The sequence below is a fragment of the Vibrio minamisatsumaniensis genome, from assembly GCF_050337445.1.
GTDB classification, from domain to species: Bacteria; Pseudomonadota; Gammaproteobacteria; order Enterobacterales; family Vibrionaceae; genus Vibrio; species Vibrio artabrorum.
On the sequence record NZ_JAKJSY010000009.1, the window covers coordinates 91,127 to 113,478 of the forward strand.

The following is a 22,352-nucleotide window of genomic DNA, read 5'->3' on the forward strand; positions in this document are numbered from 1 at the left end:
TTTGTTAACCAGTGTGCGCTTTGCCTCATGATTGTTACAAAAAAGTAGCTTTATCTTGTCAAAAAGTAGGGTTTTATTTATCATTTGCCGTTAATAAATAGAACTAAATACATATTTTGTTAGCCATGCTATTTGTACGGAATGATTTTCATTCATAGGGAGCAAGTGGGAGAATGTTTGGATGAGCAACGCGCCTTTAAATAACGGTCGCAGGCGTTTCTTGACTGCAACAACAGCTGTTGTTGGTGGTTTAGGAGCAGCCGCTGTCGCCGTGCCTTTTATTAAATCATGGAATCCGAGTGCTAAGGCGAAAGCTGCAGGAGCTCCGGTGGAAGTGGAAGTCAGTAAGCTAGAACCGGGACAAATGGTTCGTGTCGAATGGCAAGGCAAACCTGTCTGGGTTGTACGCCGAGCTGAGTCGGTACTCGAAAACTTAAAAGCGATCGGTGGTCAACTTCGAGACCCTCAATCTGAAGCAGAACAACAACCTGAATACGCTCAAAATGTATTCCGTTCGATTAAACCGGAGTTTTTCGTTGCGGTTGGTTTTTGTACGCATTTAGGTTGTTCTCCAACTTATTTGCCAGATTCTTTTGCAGAACAAGTTCAGGGGGTTAAGTCTGGTTTCTTCTGTCCTTGCCATGGTTCAAAGTTCGATATGGCAGGTCGAGTCTTCCAAGGCGTACCCGCTCCATTGAATCTTGTTGTGCCGAAGCATATGTATTTGAGTGACACTAAGATCATGATAGGTGTCGACGAGGGAGACGCGTAATGCAAGGATTGCTTGACTGGGTAGAGAAACGTCTACCTGTAATGAATGCTTATAAAAAGCACTTATCTGAATACCCAATGCCTAAGAACTTCAATTTTTGGTACCTTTTCGGTTCTTTGGCAATGTTGGTATTGGTTAATCAAATTCTCACCGGTATTTGGTTGACGATGAACTACGTGCCGTCTGGTGAAGGTGCTTTTGCTTCAGTTGAATACATCATGCGTGATGTGGAGTACGGTTGGTTACTGCGTTATATGCACTCGACGGGGGCTTCGGCATTCTTTGTCGTTATCTACTTGCATATGTTCCGTGGTCTAATCTACGGCTCTTACCAAAAGCCTCGTGAGCTACTTTGGATCTTCGGTATGTTGATCTTTTTGGTACTGATGGCTGAGGCGTTCATGGGGTACTTATTACCATGGGGACAAATGTCTTACTGGGGTGCTCAGGTTATCATATCTCTATTTGGTGCGATTCCTGTTATTGGTGATGACCTAACACTTTGGATCCGTGGTGATTACATCATCTCTGGTGCAACGTTGAACCGTTTCTTCGCATTGCATGTGATTGCTCTACCAATCGTACTGTTATTGCTTATTGTACTTCACGTACTTGCGCTACATGAGGTGGGTTCGAACAACCCTGACGGCATCGAAACCAAACTGCCCAAAGGTGCAATGGGCGACGACTATAAAACTCAGTTCCCATTCCACAAGGATTACACGAAGAAATACGACATCATCGACTCCATTCCTTTCCATCCATACGGAACGGTGAAAGATATGGTCGGTGTTGCGGGTTTTCTATTCTTATTCTGTTATGTGCTGTTCTTTAACCCTGAGATGGGTGGGTACTTCCTCGAGCCACCTAACTTTGAAGCAGCAAACCCACTGAAAACACCTGAGCATATTGCTCCTGTATGGTACTTCACTCCGTTCTACGCGATCCTTCGTGCGGTTCCGGACAAGCTATTAGGGGTGGTTGCAATGGGGGCATCTATTGTTGTCCTATTCCTACTGCCATGGTTCGATCGCTGTAAAGTGCGCTCTTATCGTTACCGCAGTAAGTTGCATTTGGTTAATATCATCCAGTTTACCATAAGCTTTATTGCGCTTGGTGTACTTGGCGCGCTTCCTGCAACGCCAACGTATACGCTACTCGCTCAGATTTTTAGCTTAGGTTACTTCATGTTCTTTGTTCTGTTGTGGTTCTACAGCAAAAATGAAGCGACGAAACCATTACCAGAAAGGGTGACATTCAAATGAAAAAGTGGATTGTAATTTTATTTGCTATGTTGCCGTCGTTGGTGATGGCGGCGGGTGCAAACGTGCCATTAGATAAGGCGAACAATGATTTAACAGATAAAGCTTCATTACAAAATGGTGCCAAGCTGTTCATGAACTACTGTTTTGCTTGTCACTCAACACAGTATCAACGCTATGAACGTGTCGCGAATGACTTGGAGATTCCAGTCGATCTGATGAAAGAAAACCTGATTTTCGATCCTGAAGCGAAAATTGGCAGCTTAATGGTCAATGCCATGCCTGCTGACCAAGCAGCGAGCTGGTTTGGTGCTCCACCACCAGATCTCACCTTGGTTTCTCGTGTTCGTGGCGCCGATTGGCTATACACATACCTTCGCACTTTCTATGAAGATCCGTCTCGTCCATTCGGTGTGAACAACATTGTTTTCCCTAGCGTTGGTATGCCGCATGTTCTTGAAGAGCTGCAAGGTATCCCTAAGCCGATTTACGATACGCATATCGTCGATGGCGAGGAAGTGACGGTTGTTGTTGGCACTGAGACTGACGGCTCTGGCGAATTAAGTGCTGGTGAATACGACGAAGCGGTTCGTGACCTTGTTAACTTTTTGGTTTACTCGGGTGACCCTGTACAACTTGAACGTCATGCGATGGGTTGGTGGGTTATGGCTTTCTTAGTGATTTTTTCTATTGTTGTGATTTTACTGAAGAAAGAGTATTGGCGTGATGTGCACTAATTGTGCTATAATGCCTCGCTAATTTCCAAATTATGTTAATGTTCAATGGAGGCTTTTAGGCCTCCATTGTTTTTATTTAAAGTGTACTGGAGGGCTCCATGGCTGTAGCTGCCAATAAACGTTCTGTGATGACTCTTTTCTCAAGTGCCTCTGATATGTATAGCCATCAGGTGCGCATTGTTCTTGCTGAAAAAGGCGTAAGTGTTGAAGTTGAGTTGGTGGATGAAAAAAATCTACCAGCAGAGCTTATTGAATTGAACCCGTACAAATCAGTACCGACTCTTATTGATCGTGAGCTTGCTCTGTATGACTCAAAGATCATTATGGAATACCTAGATGAGCGTTTTCCTCATCCACCATTGATGCCTGTTTACCCGGTTGCTCGTGGCAACAGTCGTCTTATGATGTACCGCATTGAGCGCAACTGGTATTCCGTTGCAGAGAAAATTGTTAAAGGTAATGCGGAAGAATCAGAAGCCGCTCGCGTGAAACTGCGCAACGACCTACTGACTCTTGCTCCTATCTTTGCTGAGTATGAATACTTCATGAGCGAAGAATTTAGCCTAATTGACTGTTACCTAGCACCGCTATTATGGCGTCTACCTGAGCTTGGTATTGAGCTGATTGGCCCTGGTTCTAAAGAGCTTAAGGTTTACATGAGCCGTGTTTTCGAACGTGATTCATTCCTCGCTTCTCTAACGGAAGCTGAACGTGAGATGCGACTGGTTCGCTAAGCGTGATGGATATTTCAAATATGACTCCACGCCGACCATACATGCTTCGCGCATTTTATGAATGGCTGGTTGATAATGAATTAACTCCTCACCTGGTTGTTGAAGCAACATTACCGGGTGTGCGAGTTCCAGAAGAGTTTGTTCAAGATGGTCAGATTATTCTGAATATCGCGCCTCGTGCGGTTGGACAGCTTGAACTGGGCAACGAAGCGGTAACGTTCAGTGCTCGCTTTAGCGGTCGTCCACACTCGGTGATCGTTCCGCTCTATGCTGTACAAGCGATTTATGCTCGTGAGAATGGTGCGGGTACCATGTTTGAACCTGAAGAGGCATACATGGCGACGTTTGAAGAAGGGATTGAAGAAAGTCCTTTTGAAAAAACAGAAAAAGGCCTATCACTGAGCGTAGCGACGGCTGACGTAGATGCTGAAGAGTCTGACTCAGATCCCGAGCCCCCTCGTCCAGCAAAAGGTCGCCCAAGCCTTCGTGTTATCAAATAGCATTGGCGATAATAACAATGAAACAAAAAAGCAGTGAATCTTCACTGCTTTTTTTTGTTTTTTTAAGCGCTTTTGCCAGTGCTATTGTTCTTTTAGCTGCGCTATTGGTTTTCAGAAACGTTTTCTTCACCGTATTCGAAGGCGCGTATTACCTGTTTTACTCCCGAGATGTTGCGTGCAATATCAGTCGCAATGTCAGCGTGTTTTCGCGAAACCAATCCAAGCAGAAAGACTTCTGAATCTTCAGTGATGACTTTCACCTTAATACCGTTGAGTTCAGCATTGGCGAGTAAAGCCGATTTTACCTTAGTGGTCGTCCAACTGTCTTTACTTATCGCGCTCACAGACAGTGGCTCTTTTACTCTAATTTGATTGTGGATGTTTTTCACACCAGCAACTTTTTTTGCTTGGCTTTCGAATGCACGACGCTCTGAGTCAGTGGTTGCTTGTCCCATCAATACGACGAACCTCGGTAAGAGCTAGCTGTGGCACGAACCCTACCACGGTATGGTTGTTTGTTCGTTATCGCTGCAACTTCAAATTCGATATTGTTATCGTTCCATATCTCTTTGGTGGTTCGTGTGTCAGTGACTAAGTTCGCTGTGGTTGCTGCACCAGCAATGAAAATACCTGCACATCCAGAAAGGGACCAAGTAAGGAGTAAAGCACAGATCAGTTTAAACAGCCTTGTCGAGGTGAGTGGTTGCATTGTGATGCTCCGTATATCAGTCTTCGTGAGCAGGGAAGAGTACTTGATCGATTAAGTCACATAGACAGTGTAATGTCACCATGTGTACTTCATGAATGCGCGCTGTACGGTGTGAAGGAATGCGAATTTCTACATCGTGTTCTCCAAGCAAGCCGGCCATTTCCCCACCATCTTTACCCGTAAAGGCAATGATGGTCATGTCACGAGTTACCGCAGCTTCCATCGCTTTGATGATGTTCTTGCTGTTACCACTTGTAGAGATCGCCAACAAAATATCACCAGCTTGACCGAATGCACGTACTTGTTTAGAGAAGATTTCGTCATAGTGGTAGTCGTTGGCAACGGCCGTTAGCGTGGTGTTATCGGCCATCAGGGCCATTGCTGGAAGGCTAGGGCGTTCTGTTTCAAAGCGGTTGAGCAAGCACGATACAAATTGTTGAGCATTTGATGCCGAACCACCATTGCCACAACAAAGGATTTTGTTTCCGTTGAGCAAGGTCGCCACCATGGCTTGTGCCGCATGTGTGATGGCGTCTGGCAGTGCTTCCGCTGCCGCAATTTGTATTTGAATACTTTCTGTAAAACTTTCTTTAATGCTGTCTAGCATGTTTATCCTTGGGTAATCGCGTTTTGAATCCAGTCGATATGGTCATTCGGCCCTTCAATGGCAACGATATCAAACCTGAAGTCTGTGGAGTGCACCGACAAGCCTTGCTGCATCAGCCATACATGGGCGGTTTTGAGCAGCCGCTGTGACTTCTTTACTGTTACCATTTCAGCGGCATGTCCGTAGCGGGTTTGCTTTCGGTACTTTACCTCAGCAAACACAACGGTGTTGTTATGGCGCATTATAAGATCAATTTCGCCACATTTAGCTATGAAGTTTTCTTGAATTAACGATAAACCGTGACTCAATAAATAGTTTTTAGCCACGGTCTCGTATTGATCACCCACTTGTTTGTGGGTGATCGTCGGTTTAGATAAGAGCTTACGGCTAAAAAGCCCCATGCTCTGCCCAGCTGATTTCGCGTTGTACAACGCAATTGTTATCTATGGTTAATATGCCCGTTTCTCCAGGAATACTGAAACCTTGTACGGCTTTCATTTGGGTTAATGCATCCATGAGGTAGTATGCATCCATTCCCAATGCCTGCAAACGTTTTTGGCCGTTTGAATAGGCCGGCCATAGCTCGTCGAGCTCTTTGTTCAGTTTGTTCTTATTGTCGATGAGTAGTGGGATATCACTGTAGAAGACACCAGTTAAATCTTCATACTGTTTATCCCCGCTGTTACTGCGTGAATTTGAGAAGAGTGCCGGTTGGCGAGCATCTGGGTTAATTGCTACTTCAATAAAAGGTTTGATTAACGTTAGCTCTGAGTTTTTCGCCACAATGTAGACCGAATCGATATCACGACGGCTGCGTGGCTCCGTTTCTAGATCTAAGTTCAGTAATTTGTCCATTTGGGCAATACGTTGTTGGCTTTCTTGCAAACCGAATACTTGATTGACATTACGTTGCAGTTGGCGTTTGTCAGAGAAAAAACTTACGGTGACATCGTTATTGCTGTATTTTTTCCACTCTTCTTTAAACGCTTGCTCCACTCGTTCTCCTAGGTGTCCTTTTGGCGCTAGGATAAGTGGGTATTTATAGCCTTGAGCAAAAAGGTGTTTCGCGGCTTGAGCAACTTCTTGTTCTGGTGACAGAGTGAGATAACAGATATTACTGTTTGGTTCCAACTCCTCAGGAATGTTAAGTGCTAAGGCTGGAATTGAATGTTCTTGGTCTTTCTGTGCTTGTTGCAGCTTGGTGATGTTGCTCTTTATCAATGGGCCAACAATAAAATCCACGTTATTTTTTTCCAGTGCCGCTTCAATTTCAGCGGTACTTTGCACGTTAGTATCCAAAACGGTCAGCGTCGCATCTTCTTCACGCTCTTTGTCATTCATCATCGCAAAGATGAAACCATCACGAACAAGCTGTGCTTGTCTGCCATATTTTCCGGTCAACGGCAATAATAGGGCGGTGTTGGTTGGTTTACTGATATCTAACGCTAAAATGTCAGTGATCGCCTGAGGTGTGTATGTCGCCGCTGGGTGATGAGGATTCTCTGCTAACCAGTCAGACAGTGTTTTTTGGAGATCGGGAAGACTCGAATTTAGTGTTTTCATATAGACAGCCAGTTGCAACCAACCCGCTAAAACATCTTCTTCAGGGGATGTTTTGAGTTCTAAAATCTCATACTGAGAGTAGTTGTTCAGGTTCTGCCAAATACGGTCGGCCGCTTGCTGTTGGGCTTTGTCGTCATCGGTGATGAATTCTGAATAAAGCACGAGCTCACGACTTGCTTCAAAATATTGACTTAGCATCTCTGAAATGTTGGCGCGCAGTTCGTGATAATCTTTCCACTGTTCGTTAGGAAGTTTCCACCAAGGCTGAAAGTTCAGTTGGCTGTAAGCTTGCTCCGGTTGAGAGTTGTTCACAAGTAGCCGTGCTCGGGCAAGTTGCCACTCGGCTTGTTGAACGTCGCTCAGTGCCTGTTTTGCTAAGCGCTTGATAAGCAGAGTGGCTTGATCGGTTTTTCCTGCTTGCACAGAGGCTTTAAGTGCCATGATCAGCCAGTCATTTTGCAGGCTTCCTTTGCTGCTATCCGCTTGCATCATGTAACTTTCAGTGGATTGCGCTGGATCAAGTGTAATATCAACACGCGTCGGTGCTTGAGGGCCTGAAGAACAAGCCGCCAATGTAATTGCTAATGCAATTGGAGTGAGTAAGCGTGGTACACTGAGTCTCTTATGGTTCATCGTTGCCATGAGTTCTTTAAATTCCGTATCAATTTGTATCTATATTAATCGTTGAAGTGATGGTAAACAAATGACAGATAACAAAACCTTGCTCACTGAGAGCCCAACGCTCTATATTGTGCCAACCCCCATTGGAAATTTGGGAGATATCACTCAAAGAGCAATTGAAATCTTATCAAGTGTCGATGTTATTGCAGCCGAAGACACACGCCACACGGGTAAGCTGCTAGCTCACTTCAATATATCAACCAGGACATTTGCTTTACATGATCATAATGAACAAAATAAAGTGCAAGTTCTAGTTGAAAGGTTATTAGAAGGTCAGTCTATCGCATTAGTCTCTGATGCGGGTACTCCTTTAATCAGTGACCCAGGTTACCATCTTGTATCACAATGTCGTCAAGCGGGTGTGAGAGTTGTGCCACTTCCAGGTGCTTGTGCTGTGATTACCGCCTTAAGTGCTTCTGGTTTGCCTTCCGATCGTTTCAGCTTTGAAGGCTTCTTACCGCCAAAGAGCAAAGGTCGTAAAGATAAATTCTTGGAGATAGCAAAGGCCGAACGCACCTGTATTTTCTATGAATCACCGCACCGAATTTCTGATTCCCTACTGGATATGTTAGAGATTCTAGGCCCTGATCGTGAGGTTGTGCTAGCCCGTGAGCTGACGAAGACATTCGAAACCATTCAAGGGTTGCCTTTGGGGGAGCTTATTGAGTGGATTGAAGAAGATTCGAATCGTAAGCGTGGCGAGATGGTGTTATTGATTCACGGTCACCGAGAAGAAGCGACCACAGAACTGCCAGACGAAGCGACTCGCACGCTCGGCATACTAACCAAAGAGCTACCCCTTAAAAAAGCGGCAGCAATGACAGCAGAAATCTATAATCTGAAAAAGAACGCCCTCTATAAGTGGGGGTTAGAACACTTAGAGAACTAATGCTCCTTTCGTAAATTATGAGTTCAGATACAGATAAATGAGTCATTAAGCTTAAGCTACCCTCTTTTATCTGTGTCTCTTCTCTCATTCCTCCTCGTTGGCTTTTCTGCTCAAAACCTCATCAGTTAACCATCGGTGTGCAGCATATTTGTGATCTCGCTAGACACTGCACGCTAATCTCTATACAATCCGCCCTCGGAGTTGAACGGGTAATCGCTGCTTTGCTGATGTCCTTCGGGAGACTGGTAGAGGGGAGGAACGTCCGGGCTCCATAGAGCAGGGTGCCAGATAACGTCTGGGGGGCGCGAGCCCACGACAAGTGCAGCAGAGAGAAGACCGCCGATGGCCTCATTTCTTCGGAAGGGGCACAGGTAAGGCTGAAAGGGTGCGGTAAGAGCGCACCGTGCGACTGGCAACAGTTCGTAGCGAGGTAAACTCCACCCGGAGCAAGATCAAATAGGCCCTCACATTGCGTTGCTCGCGTATGGGGGCGGGTAGATTGCTTGAGCCTGTGAGCGATTGCAGGCCTAGACGAATGGTTACCGCCGCGCAAGCGGAACAGAACCCGGCGTATGTGTCAACTCCACCTATATAAAGAACCCATCATTACTTAACGGTAGTGATGGGTTTTTTGCTTTATATTGACGTAAATGATGGTGATTGCCTTAGAATCTTTCACTCTAATCTGAGTTTGGAGAAAAATTCCTCTAGCCTATACATAATATGGTGGAGATACCGTGTGAAATCAGTACACTAAAACGTTAATAAATGAATTATTGCCGAACTATTGGCTCAATCCACTCACTGAGAAGACTATGACAGAAGCATTCAAACATATTTCAGTATTGCTTAATGAATCTATTGACGGACTTGCGATCAAATCTGACGGTACCTACATTGATGGTACTTTTGGCCGCGGTGGTCATAGCCGTACAATCCTGTCTAAACTGGGCGAGAATGGACGACTTTTTAGTATCGACCGCGATCCACAAGCGATAGCGGAAGCACAGAAAATTGATGATCCGCGTTTTACGATTATTCACGGTCCATTCTCTGGTATGGCTGAATATGCAGAGCGGTATGACTTAGTGGGTAAAGTCGATGGTGTTTTGCTGGATCTAGGCGTCTCTTCACCACAACTGGATGATGCTGAGCGTGGGTTTAGTTTTATGAAAGATGGCCCGCTAGACATGCGTATGGATCCAACCGCAGGAATCCCCGTTTCCCAGTGGTTAGATGAAGCGGATCTGGATGACATTACATGGGTGATCCGTGAGTTCGGTGAAGATAAACACGCTCGTCGCATCGCGAAAGGCATCATTGCTTATCAAGAGAATGAAGAGAACGAACCTCTGACACGTACGGGTCAGTTGGCGAAGCTGATTTCGGATGTTGCTCCGAAAAGCTTTAAAGAGAAAAAACACCCAGCAACTCGTGCATTCCAAGCGTTCCGTATCTATATAAACAGTGAACTTGAAGAGATTGATACCGCATTGAAAGGCGCAGCAAGCATTCTTGCACCTGAAGGTCGTCTGTCGGTTATCAGCTTCCATTCACTGGAAGACCGCATGGTGAAGCGTTTTATTCGTAAAGAGAGCCAAGGCCCGCAGGTACCACATGGCCTGCCATTAACAGAAGAGCAGATCAAGGCACTAGGCAGTGCTGATCTTAAGCCTGTAGGTAAAGCGATCAAACCATCGAAAGGCGAAGTGGATGAGAATACTCGTTCACGTAGCTCAGTATTACGAATCGCAGAAAAGTTATAGTCAATGAAGACCTCCAAACCCAATCTAGCCAAGATAATATTTTTTGATTTGATCTCTGAGGGTAAAGTTCCACTGGTGCTCCTTCTCTGTATATTCGCGAGTGCAATGGGGGTCGTTCTGACGACACATATGTCACGTCAAGCTATCACGCAAAAAGACATCGCGTCGGTGGAACGAGAACATCTTGACGATGAGTGGCGAAATTTAATGCTTGAAGAGACGGCTTTGGCTGAACATAGTCGGGTTCAAGCATCGGCAAAAAGAGAGCTAGGCATGAAACGCCCAGACGCTGACAAAGAAGTTGTGATTACACTGAAATGACCAGTAAAAAGGAAAAAGCACCCACGAAAACGGTGAAGAGATCAGCGAAAGATCATGTGAAGAGTGAAAATGACTCAGATCCAATTCTTATTAAATGGCGTTTCAACGTCGTGATTGCTTTCGTGTTTCTTGCCTTTGCAACACTCGTAGGTCGTGTCGCTTATATTCAAATTATTGAACCGGATAACTTAATTCGTCAAGGTGACCTTCGTTCTGTACGTGTAAAGGCTATTCCCTCTGCTCGCGGTATTATCTCAGACCGTAACGGTGAACCGCTTGCTGTGAGTGTTCCTGTTGAAGCGGTTTGGGCCGACCCGAAAACGATTTTTGATAAAAATGGCATGGCAGAAATTGATCGCTGGTATGCATTAGCTGATGTACTTGGCTTAGACCGGCAGTCGATGATTTCAAAACTCTCCAGTAACAAATCCCGTCGATTTATCTATCTACAAAGGCAAGTTAGCCCAGCGATGGCTAAATATATTCGTGAGCTTAAGCTGGCTGGTATTGGCCTTAAAGCGGAATCTCGTCGTTATTATCCTGCGGGTGAGGTCAGCGCACATCTTATCGGTGTTACTGGGATCGACGGACACGGTTTGGAAGGGGTTGAGCGCAGCTATGATAAATGGCTCACGGGAGAGGCCGGTAAGCGCACGATCCGTAAAGATCGCTATGGGCGAGTTGTTGAAAATATAGCCCTAGAAGAGCGTGAAGAAGGCAAGCCACTAGAGTTGACAATTGATCAACGATTGCAAGCCATCGCTTACCGAGCTATCAAACAGGCCGTGGCTGATTACAAAGCGACTTCTGGCTCTGCCGTCTTGTTAGATGTAAAAACGGGGGCTGTGTTAGCCATGGTTAATGCACCGTCTTACAATCCCAACAATCGTGCCGATCTACAAAGCTTTAAGATGCGAAATAGGGTCATCACTGATGCCATGGAACCGGGCTCGACAGTCAAACCTTTTGTGGTGCTTGCTGCACTCGAAAATGGGACCGCGGATGAAAACACAGTGATTGATACCGGGAATGGGATCATGCGAATTGGCGGTAGCCGCGTGCGAGACTCTTCCAAAGTGGGCAAAGCGGACTTGGCGTTGATTCTCAAGAAGTCGAGTAATATCGGTGTTGCAACACTAGCATTGAATATGCCTTTAGAATCGTTGCTTGGGATGTACAGTTCTGTCGGGTTTGGTGAAATGTCAGGGTTGAATTTGATCGGTGAAACGACGGGTATTTTTCCGAATCGTCGACGTTGGTCCAAGTTCGAGATCGCAACATTGGCGTTTGGTTATGGCTTATCAGTGACGCCGCTGCAGTTAGTTCATGCTTATGCCACGTTAGCGAACAGAGGTGTGTATGAACCGATTCATATCATTAAAAAGAATACCCAAGATTTTTCTAAGCAGATAATCAGTCGTAAGAATGCTGATTTGGTTATCAAAATGTTAGAAGGGGTGACTCACCCGGGTGGAACGGCAACCAAAGCGGCGGTTCCTGGTTATCGAGTGGCAGCCAAAACCGGTACTTCTCGAAAAGCAGATGCGGGAGGCTACAGTGACCAATATGTTGCAATTACGGCCGGTTTTGCTCCTGTGAGTGAGCCTAGAGTTGCACTGGTTGTTGTGGTCAACGAGCCTCAAGGAGACCTTTATTATGGTGGTTCGGTTGCCGGCCCTGTTTTTTCTGAAATCATGAAGGGGGCACTGCAAATACTGAATGTTCCTGCTGATGAAAACAAATTCCAAGAATAAGAATAGAGCCAATTAGGATTCAATATGAGTAGTAGCTTCACGCTGTCATCTTTACTTTCTCCTTGGGGAGATTTTTGCTCCCCTGAGTTGGATGCGATTGTTGTTGAGCAATTGGAGTTGGATAGCCGTACTATCCAGGACGGCGATATTTTTGTTGCGATAGTTGGGCATGCGGTCGATGGTCGTCGTTTTATCAATAAAGCCATCGCTCAAGGTGCGAAAGCCGTGATTGCACAAGCTGACGATGATAAAGCTCATGGCCTAGTTGAGTGGTTAAACGCGGTTCCAGTTGTTTACGTTTCAGAACTTAACTCAATGTTATCTGAACTCGCTGGGCGTGTTTACTCTTCTCAAGGCACAAAGTTGATTGGCGTAACGGGTACTAATGGTAAAACCACCATCACGCAATTGATAGCGCAATGGCTTGATCTCGTTGGTCTGCGTTCTGCGGTAATGGGCACTACGGGTAATGGTTTCTTAGATGAGCTGAAAACGGCCGCTAACACCACCGGCAGCGCCATTGAAATACAGCGTACACTCAGCGAGTTAGCGGCAAACAACGCGGTTTATACAGCGATGGAGATATCTTCTCATGGCTTGGTGCAGGGTCGTGTTAAAGCCTTAGATTTTGATGTTGGTGTGTTTACTAATTTGAGTCGTGATCACCTTGATTATCATGGGACCATGCAAGAGTACGCGCTAGCGAAGAAGAGCCTGTTCACTGAACATAAATGCAAGCATGCCGTTATCAATGTTGATGACGAAGTGGGCAAAGCTTGGATGGCTGATTTACCAGACGCGATTGCAGTTTCATTGCTTCCTCTAACCGATTACCAGCAATCAGTATGGGCTTCTGATGTGGCTTATGCGGAGACCGGCATCCAACTCTCTTTCGATGGGTGTTGGGGACAAGGCGATCTTTCGGTTCCATTGATTGGTCAGTTCAACGCATCAAACGTCTTGGTTGCCTTTACGACCTTGCTTTCATTAGGTATCGATAAGCAAACCTTGGTCGATACTGCGCCTCAGTTGCAACCGGTTATTGGCCGCATGGAATTATTCCAAGTGCCGAGCAAAGCAAAAGTGGTTGTCGATTATGCGCATACGCCCGATGCGCTAGAGAAAGCGTTGACCGCACTACGTGTGCATTGTTCAGGAAAATTGTGGGCAATCTTTGGTTGTGGTGGCGATCGTGACACTGGCAAGCGCCCTATGATGGCAGCAACTGCAGAACAGTTCGCCGATAAAATTATCATTTCCGATGACAATCCTCGTAGCGAAGATCCTGCCTTGATTGTCAAAGACATGCTCGTTGGTTTAAAGGAACCAGAATCGGCGTTCATCGAACACGATCGCTATCAAGCGGTTAAGTTTGCTTTAGAGCAAGCCAGCAGTAAGGACATTATTCTTTTGGCGGGTAAAGGCCATGAGGATTACCAAGTATTGAAAGACACGACGATCCATTACTCCGATCGAGAGTCTGCGCTACAACTTTTAGGTATTTCACAATGATTGATGTATCACTCGAGCAGGTTTGCTCTGTAGTTAACGGGACGTTGATTGAGGCGGGTGCGTCGAGCCGCAGCATCATAAATGCCGTTTCTACTGACACGCGTACCGTTGAGGAGGGCGCATTGTTTGTTGCTCTCGTTGGTGAACGTTTTGATGCACATGACTTTTGTCATCAAGCGGTTGAGGCAAAGGCGAGCGCCTTGTTAGTCGAACGAAAACTTGACCTAAATATTACTCAAGTTGTTGTTGAAGACACTAAACTAGCTTTAGGTCAGCTAAGTGCTTGGATCCACAAACAATGTGATGTGCCAACCATGGCGATAACAGGAAGCTGTGGTAAAACGACCGTCAAAGAGATGGTGGCGAGCATTCTACAACAACGTGGCACGGTGCTATTTACGGCGGGTAACTTTAATAATGATATTGGTGTGCCATTAACCCTGTTACGCAGTGAACTTAATGATGACTACGCCGTGATCGAATTGGGGGCCAATCATATTGGTGAGATCGCCTACACGACACAGCTCGTGAAACCACAGGTTGCCTTAGTCAACAATGTGGCAGCTGCGCACCTAGAAGGATTTGGTTCGATCGATGGTGTTAGGCAAGCAAAAGGTGAAATCTTCCAGGGGCTGGCTGCCGGTGATGTTGCGATTGTGAACCTGGAGAGCAACGGTGGTGATTTTTGGCATGATGTACTCGCGGATAAAACGGTGCTGACATTTTCAGAAAGTGACAATACCGCGGATTACTTTGCTAAGAATATTTGCGTCAATGAACAAGGTGAAGCTTGCTTTGATATGCAGACGCCACAAGGCGCTATCCCCGTTGAACTTGGTATCATTGGCCAGCACAACGTCGCGAATGCGTTAGCGGCGGCAGCGTTGAGCGTTCAATTTGGTGCTACGCTTGACGAGATAAAAACCGGTTTAGCGAATCTTATCTCAGTCAAAGGGCGAGTTGAGGTTCAGCGATTAAGTGAGAATATCAAGCTAATCGATGACAGTTATAACGCCAGCGTGCCTGCGATGAAGGCGGCAGTTAAACTGCTTTCGAGCTTTAAAGGTCAACGTTGGTTGATTTTAGGCAATATGGCTGAATTAGGCGACGAAAGTCTTGCACTTCACCGTCAAGTCGGTGAATATGCTGCCCCATTCGCTTTTGAACATGTACTCACTTACGGTAATGATACCAAGGTGATTAGTGAAGTCTGTCATGGTACTCACTTTGCAACGCATCAAGCGATGATCACGCACATAGAGCAGCACTTATGCTTGCCAGAAAACGCCTCGCATACCTTGTTGGTAAAAGGCGCAAATAGTGCAGGAATGAGTAAAATAGCCGCTGCTTTAAAGGAGAACTTTTCATGATCATTTGGCTCGCAGATTTACTACAGCCACACTTTTCTTTTTTCCGTTTGTTCGAATATTTATCTTTTCGTGCAATCGCGAGTATCTTGACGGCGCTATGCCTGTCGCTGTGGATGGGACCTCGCTTAATTGAGCGTCTGCAAATGCTGCAAATTGGCCAAGTGGTTCGTAATGACGGCCCTGAGTCTCATTTCAGTAAACGTGGTACGCCAACCATGGGGGGTGTCATGATCTTGGCTGCGATCATCATTACTGTGTTGATGTGGGCCGATCTTTCTAACCCATATGTTTGGGCTGTTCTGGCTGTACTTGGTGGTTATGGCACTGTTGGTTTTGTTGATGACTACCGTAAAGTGGTTCGCAAGAATACCGATGGTTTGATTGCACGTTGGAAATACTTTTGGCAATCGGCCATTGCATTAGTGGTCGCATTTGCTCTGTATGCGCATGGTCAAGATACCGCAGCAACGCAACTGGTGGTTCCTTTCTTTAAAGATGTAATGCCACAGTTGGGTTTGTTATACATCGTACTGACGTACTTTGTTATCGTGGGGACCAGTAATGCGGTGAACCTAACCGATGGTCTCGATGGCTTGGCGATTATGCCAACGGTTATGGTTGCGGCTGGTTTTGCGGTGATTGCTTGGGCTACCGGTAATGTTAATTTTTCAGAATACCTACATATTCCATATATACCGTACACCTCTGAATTAGTGGTTGTTTGTACCGCTATTGTGGGGGCAGGGCTTGGTTTTTTATGGTTCAACACCTACCCAGCACAAGTGTTCATGGGCGATGTTGGCTCGCTAGCGCTTGGCGGTGCATTGGGTGTGATTGCGGTGTTAGTCCGTCAAGAGTTTGTACTGGTGATTATGGGGGGGGTGTTTGTTATGGAAACCTTATCCGTTATTCTTCAGGTCGGCTCTTATAAGTTGCGGGGCCAGCGTATTTTTCGTATGGCACCCATTCATCATCACTATGAATTGAAAGGTTGGCCTGAGCCGCGCGTCATCGTGCGTTTTTGGATTATCTCAATGGTATTAGTGCTGATTGGCCTGGCAACATTGAAAGTTCGTTAATTTTCTGTGTAAGCCTCTTTCGTTGGGGGCTTGAAAACAATAAAGAGCATCTTGTTTAAATGGAACAGTGGCAAAATATTCAAAATGTAGTCGTGGTGGGGCTCGGTATTACCGGGCTCTCTGTCGTGAAATATCTCGCCAAATTTCAACCTCACACTCAGGTGAAGGTGATTGATACGCGGGAACGACCACCTGGACGAGAGTCTTTGCCTCAATCGGTAGCACTGCATTCTGGAAGTTGGAACCGCCAATGGTTAGCCGATGCTGATTTAGTGGTTGCTAATCCGGGTATCGCTTTAGCAACACCTGAAATACAAGATGTGATTCAAGCGGGTACTCCTGTTGTTGGTGATATTGAACTGTTTGGTTGGGCGGTAGATAAGCCCGTTGTCGCTATAACCGGTTCTAATGGCAAGAGTACGGTGACCGATCTGACCGGTGCACTGGCAAAGGCTGCGGGTTTAAATGTCGGTGTGGGTGGCAACATTGGTATTCCTGCTTTGGATCTTCTCGAGCTGGATGCTGATTTATATGTTCTTGAGCTTTCAAGTTTTCAGTTAGAAACAACATCAAGCCTAAACTTAGCAGCAGCAGCATTTCTGAATCTGTCAGAAGACCATATGGATCGCTACCAAGGCATGGCTGATTACCGCGATGCCAAGTTAAGAATCTTTAACAATGCTCAATATGCGATTGTTAACCGCGACGACAAAGAGACGTATCCAGACCACAACATGTCATTAGTAACATTTGGACTCGATGACCAAGAGTTTGGTGTCGCGACAGTTGATGGCATCGAATGGCTGATCGATAACGGTAAGCCTGTACTTGCTACCCAAGATTTAACATTGGTTGGACGTCACAATGTGGCAAATGCGTTAGTCTCGCTAGCACTGCTTAAACAAGTCGGTATTGATTACAGCAAAAGCCTTGAAGCCTTGAAGGCCTACAATGGTTTGACACATCGTTGCCAAGTGGTGGCTGACAAACGCGAAATCAAATGGGTTAACGACTCAAAAGCGACGAACGTAGCCAGCACATTAGCCGCTCTATCAGGGCTAGAATATGAAGGTACTTTATATCTCTTAGTCGGTGGTGTCGGTAAGGGGGCTGATTTTAGTGAGCTTGAGCCTGTGTTGTCACGGCTAGAGCGTGTTCAACTGTGTTGTTTCGGTGAAGATGCAGCGCAATTTATGCCGTTGCACCCATCAGCTAAGACGTTTGAAACTATGGATGACATCATCGAGAGTATCTCGAAACAGCTAGCCTCTGGAGATATGGTGATGTTATCTCCAGCGTGTGCAAGCTTCGATCAATTTAATAACTTCATGGCGAGAGGTGATGCGTTCACGGCACTTGCCCATGAGTATGCTTAACGTGTTGAAGGACTAACATTCAGTGCAAAGAGTCAAAGAGATTCGCCTATCTATTTGGCAGTGGCTTAACCGAGCCACTCCAGAAGCGCTTTACGATCGTCAATTGGTATGGATCGCTCTTGGGCTGATGCTGACGGGCTTAGTGATGGTAACGTCTGCTTCGTTTCCTATTAGTGCTCGTTTAACCAATCAACCATTTCACTTTATGTTTCGCCATGCCATTTTCCTTGTGTTGGCTTTGGGCGTATCGAGTGTGATTTTACAAATCCCCATGAAGCGTTGGTTCCAATATAGTATGTACTTATTGGCTTTATCCTTCTTTTTACTGATCGTAGTGTTGGCCATTGGTAAGTCGGTTAATGGTGCATCGCGTTGGATTCCACTTGGGTTGTTTAACTTACAACCGGCAGAAGTCGCTAAGTTATCGTTGTTTATCTTTATGGCGGGCTACCTGGTTCGTAAGCAAGACGAAGTAAGGAAAACTTTCTTTGGTGGTTTTGCCAAGCCTATCATGGTGTTTGGTGCTTTTGCTGTGTTGCTACTGGGCCAGCCCGATTTGGGTACCGTAGTCGTAATGTTGGTAACTCTGTTCGGTATGCTATTTATCGCCGGCGCCAAGCTGTCCCAGTTTATCGCCTTGATGGTCGCGGGGATTGCTGCGGTCGTTGGTTTGATTCTTGTAGAGCCTTATCGTATTCGACGTGTGACCTCATTTTGGGAGCCGTGGAGTGACCCATTTGGCAGTGGTTATCAGTTAACTCAATCGTTAATCGCGTTTGGTCGTGGTGACTGGATGGGGCAAGGGCTTGGTAACTCGATTCAAAAGCTCGAATATCTTCCCGAGGCGCATACCGACTTTGTTTTTGCGGTTTTGGCTGAGGAGTTGGGCTTTATTGGTGTCACTTTAGTGCTAATCCTAATTTTTAGCTTAGTTTTTAAAGCGATTCTCATTGGCAAAAAAGCCTTCGAAAATGACCAAGCCTTCAGTGGCTATTTGGCATTTGGCATTGGTATTTGGTTCGCTTTTCAAACACTTGTTAACGTCGGTGCGGCTTCCGGTATTGTTCCGACTAAAGGTCTCACATTGCCGTTGATCAGTTACGGTGGTTCCAGTCTCATTATCATGTCAGTGGCTGTTTCGATGCTATTGCGTATTGATCATGAATGTCGAGTACAACAAAAAGAACAAGCAGACAATCAAAACGAATTAGTTGAATAAGAATCTACCATGATGAAAAAAAACAAAAAATTGTTAGTGATGGCTGGTGGAACTGGCGGTCATGTTTTCCCAGGGTTAGCGGTGGCTAAAAAACTTCAGCAGCAAGGTTGGGAAATTCGTTGGTTAGGTACCGCGGATAGAATGGAAGCGGATTTAGTACCTAAGCACGGTATTGAAATTGACTTTATTAAAGTGAAAGGTTTGCGTGGTCAAGGCATTACCAAGTTAATCAAGGCACCATTTCAGATCATTAATGCCATACTTCAAGCAAAGCAATACATCAAAGCATGGCAGCCTGATGTGGTGCTTGGCATGGGGGGATATGTGAGTGGTCCCGGTGGTATCGCGGCATGGTTATCCGGTATTCCCGTGGTTCTTCATGAACAAAACGCCGTGGCGGGTTTAACCAATCAATGGCTCTCTAAAATAGCAAAAAAGGTATTCCAAGCGTTCCCTGGGGCTTTCCCTGCCGCAGAAGTTGTGGGGAATCCAGTGCGGGAAGATGTTGTTGCCTTAACTGAACCCGAGCAACGCATGGCTGAACGTGACGGTGATGTTCGTATCCTAGTCATGGGTGGTAGCCAAGGCGCGAAAATTCTTAACGATACTCTGCCTGTGACATTAGCTCAGTTAGGCTCTGGTTTTACCGTGATGCACCAAGCGGGTAAAAACAACCAACAGCAAGTGATTGAACAATACAAATCACATTCTGTAGATAATGTTCAAGTAACTGAATTTATTGATGATGTGGCGCAAGCTTATGAGTGGGCTGATCTATTAGTGTGTCGCTCAGGAGCATTAACTGTATCAGAAGTGTCTGCCGCCGGTGTGGGTTCTATCTTCGTTCCATTTATGCATAAAGATAGACAACAAGCGTTGAATGCCGATCACCTAGTTGAATGTGGGGCGGCGTTAATGATCGAACAGCCTCAACTGACGGCCGATAAGCTTGCGAACACCATCGCTCAGCTTGATAGAAATGAATTAAAAATGATGGCAACAAAAGCTCGTCAAGCCGCCAAGCTTGATGCTGATGTGACCGTCGCTGAAGCGATTAAAGCTTTAGCAAAATAATGAGATTGAATTGATGACGATTGAACATACCCAAGACTTAGCGCAAATCCGTGCAATGGTGCCAGAGATGCGCCGTGTTAAATCCATCCACTTCATTGGTATTGGTGGCGCGGGAATGAGCGGGATTGCTGAAGTCTTGCTTAATGAAGGTTACCAGATCACGGGGTCTGATATTGCTCAAAACCCAGTGACCGATCGTTTAGTTAGCAAAGGTGCTACCGTTTACATCGGTCACCAAGCAAGCAACGTTGTTGATGCCAGTGTTGTGGTAGTTTCAACCGCCATCAACGAAGAGAACCCTGAGATCATTGCCGCTCGCGACGCGCGAACCCCTATCGTTCGCCGTGCTGAAATGCTGGCTGAGCTGATGCGTTTTCGTCATGGTATCGCTGTGGCTGGGACGCATGGTAAAACAACGACAACCGCGTTAGTTACGCAGATTTACTCGGAAGCAGGCTTGGATCCAACCTTTGTTAATGGTGGTTTGGTTAAGAGTGCTGGGACTAATGCCCGCTTAGGCTCTAGTCGTATCCTTATCGCAGAAGCTGATGAAAGTGACGCATCATTCCTACATCTGCAACCAATGGTTAGTATTGTTACTAATATTGAAGCGGATCATATGGATACTTATGGCGGCGATTTTGAAACGCTAAAGCAGACGTTTATTGATTTCTTACACAACCTGCCATTCTACGGCCAGGCTGTGATGTGTATTGATGATCCAGTCGTGCGTGAGCTTATTCCTTTGGTGAGTCGTCAAGTGATTACCTACGGCTTCTCAGAAGATGCGGATATTCGTATTGAGAACTACGTACAAGAAGGCCAACAAGGCAAATTCACGGTGGTACGTGAAGGTAAAGCTAATCTTGATATTACGTTAAACATTCCGGGTCGCCATAATGCTCTGAATGCCTCGGCTGCGATTGCAGTTGCAACGGAAGATGACATTAGCGACGAAGCGATTCTAAAAGCGATGGCGGGGACGGAAGGGACAGGTCGTCGTTTTGATCATCTTGGTGAATACGAAACGGGCAAGGGGATTGCAATGTTGGTTGATGATTATGGTCATCATCCAACTGAAGTCGATGTGACGATTCAAGCGGCTCGGAGTGGCTGGACAGATAAACGCCTTGTCATGATCTTCCAACCACATCGCTACAGCCGCACCCGCGATCTGTATGATGATTTTGCTAACGTTCTTGAACAAGTTGATGTTTTAATCTTATTGGATGTTTACTCGGCCGGTGAGAAACCGATTGCCGGTGCTGACGGACGCTCGTTAAGCCGAACTATTCGTGGACGTGGTAAGATTGATCCGATTTTCGTTGCTGATATCGACACACTGCCATCTGTTCTTGCTAACGTAATTCAAGGCGGTGACCTTGTTTTAACTCAAGGGGCCGGTGATGTAGGTCGCGTAGCGAAACAACTTGAGTCGTTACAACTCGATATTAATAAAATGCAGAATCCTTAACAGAATACGGTTTAAAGACTGTGGTTGATCGCTCACTTCTTGCGATTGACCTGAAATTGACCAAAAATGTTATTATCAACGTTTGATACTTTAATTTTGCTCAGTATAATTCATAGGTTAAAGTAAGTGCTTTAAATCTATTACGATGATAGGGAATAGAATTGCGAACCAACGACAGGGAATGCGGGCTTTGGTAGAAAGTACTTTTAGCGAAAACCGCCACCTATTCAGTATACCATTGTTGAAGAAACATGCGCTTGGTGGTTCTTTTTTAGTTTTGGTATTGCTATTCATTGGGTTTCTTTTCTATACCACGCTGACTTGGATGTGGGACGATCAGCGATTGCCTCTTTCTAAAATAGTGCTTCAAGGTGATTTAACTTATGTAACGGCGGGTGATGTTCAGCATGCTTTTGGTCAGTTAGAGCATATCGGGACCTTCATGTCGCAAGACATTGGTGTGTTGCAAGACAGTTTAGAAGCATTACCTTGGGTGTCTGCTGTCTCTATTCGTAAGCAGTGGCCAGACACAATAAAAGTTTTTTTGACTGAGTACCATGCGGCAGCAATCTGGAATGGTAATATGCTGTTGAATGAAAATGGTCAGGTGTTCAATGGTGATATCGGCCTGTTGAAGGGTGATAGAGTCAAGCTTTACGGCCCAGAAGGCACCAGCCAAGAAGTGATAGAAAAATGGCGACAGATAACCCCTTCGATTAACCGTCTAGGTTTATCCGTCACCTCACTCGTTCTCAACGAGCGTCGCGCTTGGCAAATAATCCTAGATAACGGTATCCGTTTAGAACTAGGTAAAGATTCTTTAGGTGAGCGTGTTGATCGCTTTATTTTGCTTTACAACGAATTAGGTAGTAAAGCGAATCAAGTGAGCTACATCGACCTCAGGTATGATACGGGAGCCGCTGTAGGCTGGTTTCCAGAGCAATAGTTAGAAG

Annotated in this window: 20 protein-coding genes, 1 other RNA gene and 1 pseudogene; 18 read left to right on the forward strand and 4 right to left on the reverse strand. The window is 45.7% G+C overall.

Annotation, left to right across the window (positions count from 1 at the left end; translation table 11 throughout):
* The first annotated feature begins 181 nt into the window (after nucleotides 1–181).
* The 5 genes from petA to sspB all read left to right on the forward strand — a co-directional run bounded on the left by petA (nucleotide 182) and on the right by sspB (nucleotide 4,005).
* Nucleotides 182–772 (forward strand): ubiquinol-cytochrome c reductase iron-sulfur subunit, encoded by a 591-nt coding sequence (petA, locus tag L4B77_RS01355; protein WP_261838837.1) that lies wholly within the window; start codon nucleotides 182–184, stop codon nucleotides 770–772.
* Nucleotides 772–2,037, forward strand: a complete 1,266-nt coding sequence (locus L4B77_RS01360) for a cytochrome b (protein WP_429748189.1) — start codon at nucleotides 772–774, stop codon at nucleotides 2,035–2,037. Before petA ends, L4B77_RS01360 begins: the two co-directional genes overlap by 1 nt.
* Complete coding sequence (locus tag L4B77_RS01365; RefSeq protein ID WP_429748190.1) at nucleotides 2,034–2,771, forward strand: cytochrome c1; 738 nt, start codon at nucleotides 2,034–2,036, stop codon at nucleotides 2,769–2,771. The genes L4B77_RS01360 and L4B77_RS01365 overlap by 4 nt, the downstream gene beginning before the upstream one ends.
* A 98-nt stretch (nucleotides 2,772–2,869) precedes the next feature.
* Nucleotides 2,870–3,505 (forward strand): stringent starvation protein SspA, encoded by a 636-nt coding sequence (sspA, locus tag L4B77_RS01370; RefSeq protein WP_261838840.1) that lies wholly within the window; start codon nucleotides 2,870–2,872, stop codon nucleotides 3,503–3,505.
* A gap of 5 nt (nucleotides 3,506–3,510) precedes the next feature.
* The gene (gene sspB, locus L4B77_RS01375) at nucleotides 3,511–4,005 is read left to right on the forward strand and encodes a ClpXP protease specificity-enhancing factor (protein WP_429748191.1); all 495 of its coding nucleotides are present in this window, start codon (nucleotides 3,511–3,513) and stop codon (nucleotides 4,003–4,005) included.
* A gap of 101 nt (nucleotides 4,006–4,106) precedes the next feature.
* Here sspB and L4B77_RS01380 read toward each other — a convergent pair.
* The 4 genes and pseudogenes from L4B77_RS01380 to L4B77_RS01395 all read right to left on the reverse strand — a co-directional run bounded on the left by L4B77_RS01380 (nucleotide 4,107) and on the right by L4B77_RS01395 (nucleotide 7,526).
* Nucleotides 4,107–4,714: pseudogene (locus L4B77_RS01380) on the reverse strand (BON domain-containing protein).
* A 16-nt stretch (nucleotides 4,715–4,730) separates the two neighbouring features.
* Nucleotides 4,731–5,321: a phosphoheptose isomerase gene (locus L4B77_RS01385; protein WP_261838843.1), complete on the reverse strand. Its 591-nt coding sequence runs from the start codon at nucleotides 5,319–5,321 to the stop codon at nucleotides 4,731–4,733.
* Between the two features lie 2 nt (nucleotides 5,322–5,323).
* Nucleotides 5,324–5,722: a YraN family protein gene (locus L4B77_RS01390; RefSeq protein WP_429748192.1), complete on the reverse strand. Its 399-nt coding sequence runs from the start codon at nucleotides 5,720–5,722 to the stop codon at nucleotides 5,324–5,326.
* Nucleotides 5,709–7,526, reverse strand: coding sequence for a penicillin-binding protein activator (locus tag L4B77_RS01395; protein ID WP_429748193.1), 1,818 nt, complete (start codon nucleotides 7,524–7,526; stop codon nucleotides 5,709–5,711). The genes L4B77_RS01390 and L4B77_RS01395 overlap by 14 nt, the downstream gene beginning before the upstream one ends.
* A gap of 61 nt (nucleotides 7,527–7,587) precedes the next feature.
* On the opposite strand from L4B77_RS01395, the gene rsmI reads away from it, so the two are divergent.
* The 13 genes from rsmI to L4B77_RS01460 all read left to right on the forward strand — a co-directional run bounded on the left by rsmI (nucleotide 7,588) and on the right by L4B77_RS01460 (nucleotide 22,345).
* The gene (gene rsmI / locus L4B77_RS01400; RefSeq protein ID WP_429748194.1) at nucleotides 7,588–8,454 is read left to right on the forward strand and encodes a 16S rRNA (cytidine(1402)-2'-O)-methyltransferase; all 867 of its coding nucleotides are present in this window, start codon (nucleotides 7,588–7,590) and stop codon (nucleotides 8,452–8,454) included.
* A 197-nt stretch (nucleotides 8,455–8,651) separates the two neighbouring features.
* Nucleotides 8,652–9,043, forward strand: an RNA gene (gene rnpB, locus L4B77_RS01405) — RNase P RNA component class A.
* 226 nt (nucleotides 9,044–9,269) lie between these two features.
* Nucleotides 9,270–10,220, forward strand: a complete 951-nt coding sequence (gene rsmH, locus L4B77_RS01410) for a 16S rRNA (cytosine(1402)-N(4))-methyltransferase RsmH (RefSeq protein WP_261838847.1) — start codon at nucleotides 9,270–9,272, stop codon at nucleotides 10,218–10,220.
* Between the two features lie 3 nt (nucleotides 10,221–10,223).
* Nucleotides 10,224–10,541, forward strand: coding sequence for a cell division protein FtsL (gene ftsL / locus L4B77_RS01415; RefSeq protein WP_261838848.1), 318 nt, complete (start codon nucleotides 10,224–10,226; stop codon nucleotides 10,539–10,541).
* Nucleotides 10,538–12,295, forward strand: a complete 1,758-nt coding sequence (locus L4B77_RS01420; protein WP_261838849.1) for a penicillin-binding transpeptidase domain-containing protein — start codon at nucleotides 10,538–10,540, stop codon at nucleotides 12,293–12,295. Before ftsL ends, L4B77_RS01420 begins: the two co-directional genes overlap by 4 nt.
* 24 nt (nucleotides 12,296–12,319) lie before the next feature.
* Nucleotides 12,320–13,807, forward strand: a complete 1,488-nt coding sequence (murE, locus tag L4B77_RS01425) for a UDP-N-acetylmuramoyl-L-alanyl-D-glutamate--2,6-diaminopimelate ligase (protein WP_429748195.1) — start codon at nucleotides 12,320–12,322, stop codon at nucleotides 13,805–13,807.
* The gene (locus tag L4B77_RS01430; RefSeq protein ID WP_372091802.1) at nucleotides 13,804–15,177 is read left to right on the forward strand and encodes a UDP-N-acetylmuramoyl-tripeptide--D-alanyl-D-alanine ligase; all 1,374 of its coding nucleotides are present in this window, start codon (nucleotides 13,804–13,806) and stop codon (nucleotides 15,175–15,177) included. Before murE ends, L4B77_RS01430 begins: the two co-directional genes overlap by 4 nt.
* Complete coding sequence (gene mraY / locus L4B77_RS01435) at nucleotides 15,174–16,256, forward strand: phospho-N-acetylmuramoyl-pentapeptide-transferase (RefSeq protein WP_261838852.1); 1,083 nt, start codon at nucleotides 15,174–15,176, stop codon at nucleotides 16,254–16,256. The genes L4B77_RS01430 and mraY overlap by 4 nt, the downstream gene beginning before the upstream one ends.
* A gap of 59 nt (nucleotides 16,257–16,315) precedes the next feature.
* Nucleotides 16,316–17,632 (forward strand): UDP-N-acetylmuramoyl-L-alanine--D-glutamate ligase, encoded by a 1,317-nt coding sequence (gene murD / locus L4B77_RS01440; protein WP_429748196.1) that lies wholly within the window; start codon nucleotides 16,316–16,318, stop codon nucleotides 17,630–17,632.
* Between the two features lie 22 nt (nucleotides 17,633–17,654).
* Nucleotides 17,655–18,851, forward strand: coding sequence for a cell division protein FtsW (ftsW, locus tag L4B77_RS01445; RefSeq protein WP_372041158.1), 1,197 nt, complete (start codon nucleotides 17,655–17,657; stop codon nucleotides 18,849–18,851).
* Between the two features lie 12 nt (nucleotides 18,852–18,863).
* On the forward strand, nucleotides 18,864–19,925 hold the full coding sequence (gene murG / locus L4B77_RS01450; protein ID WP_261839672.1) for an undecaprenyldiphospho-muramoylpentapeptide beta-N-acetylglucosaminyltransferase: 1,062 nt from the start codon (nucleotides 18,864–18,866) through the stop codon (nucleotides 19,923–19,925).
* Between the two features lie 13 nt (nucleotides 19,926–19,938).
* Nucleotides 19,939–21,399 carry a UDP-N-acetylmuramate--L-alanine ligase gene (gene murC, locus L4B77_RS01455; protein WP_261838855.1) on the forward strand — a complete coding sequence of 487 codons (1,461 nt, stop codon included), beginning with the start codon at nucleotides 19,939–19,941 and terminating at the stop codon, nucleotides 21,397–21,399.
* Nucleotides 21,400–21,589: 190 nt separating this feature from the next.
* The gene (locus tag L4B77_RS01460; protein WP_261838856.1) at nucleotides 21,590–22,345 is read left to right on the forward strand and encodes a cell division protein FtsQ/DivIB; all 756 of its coding nucleotides are present in this window, start codon (nucleotides 21,590–21,592) and stop codon (nucleotides 22,343–22,345) included.
* The last annotated feature ends 7 nt before the right edge of the window (nucleotides 22,346–22,352 follow it).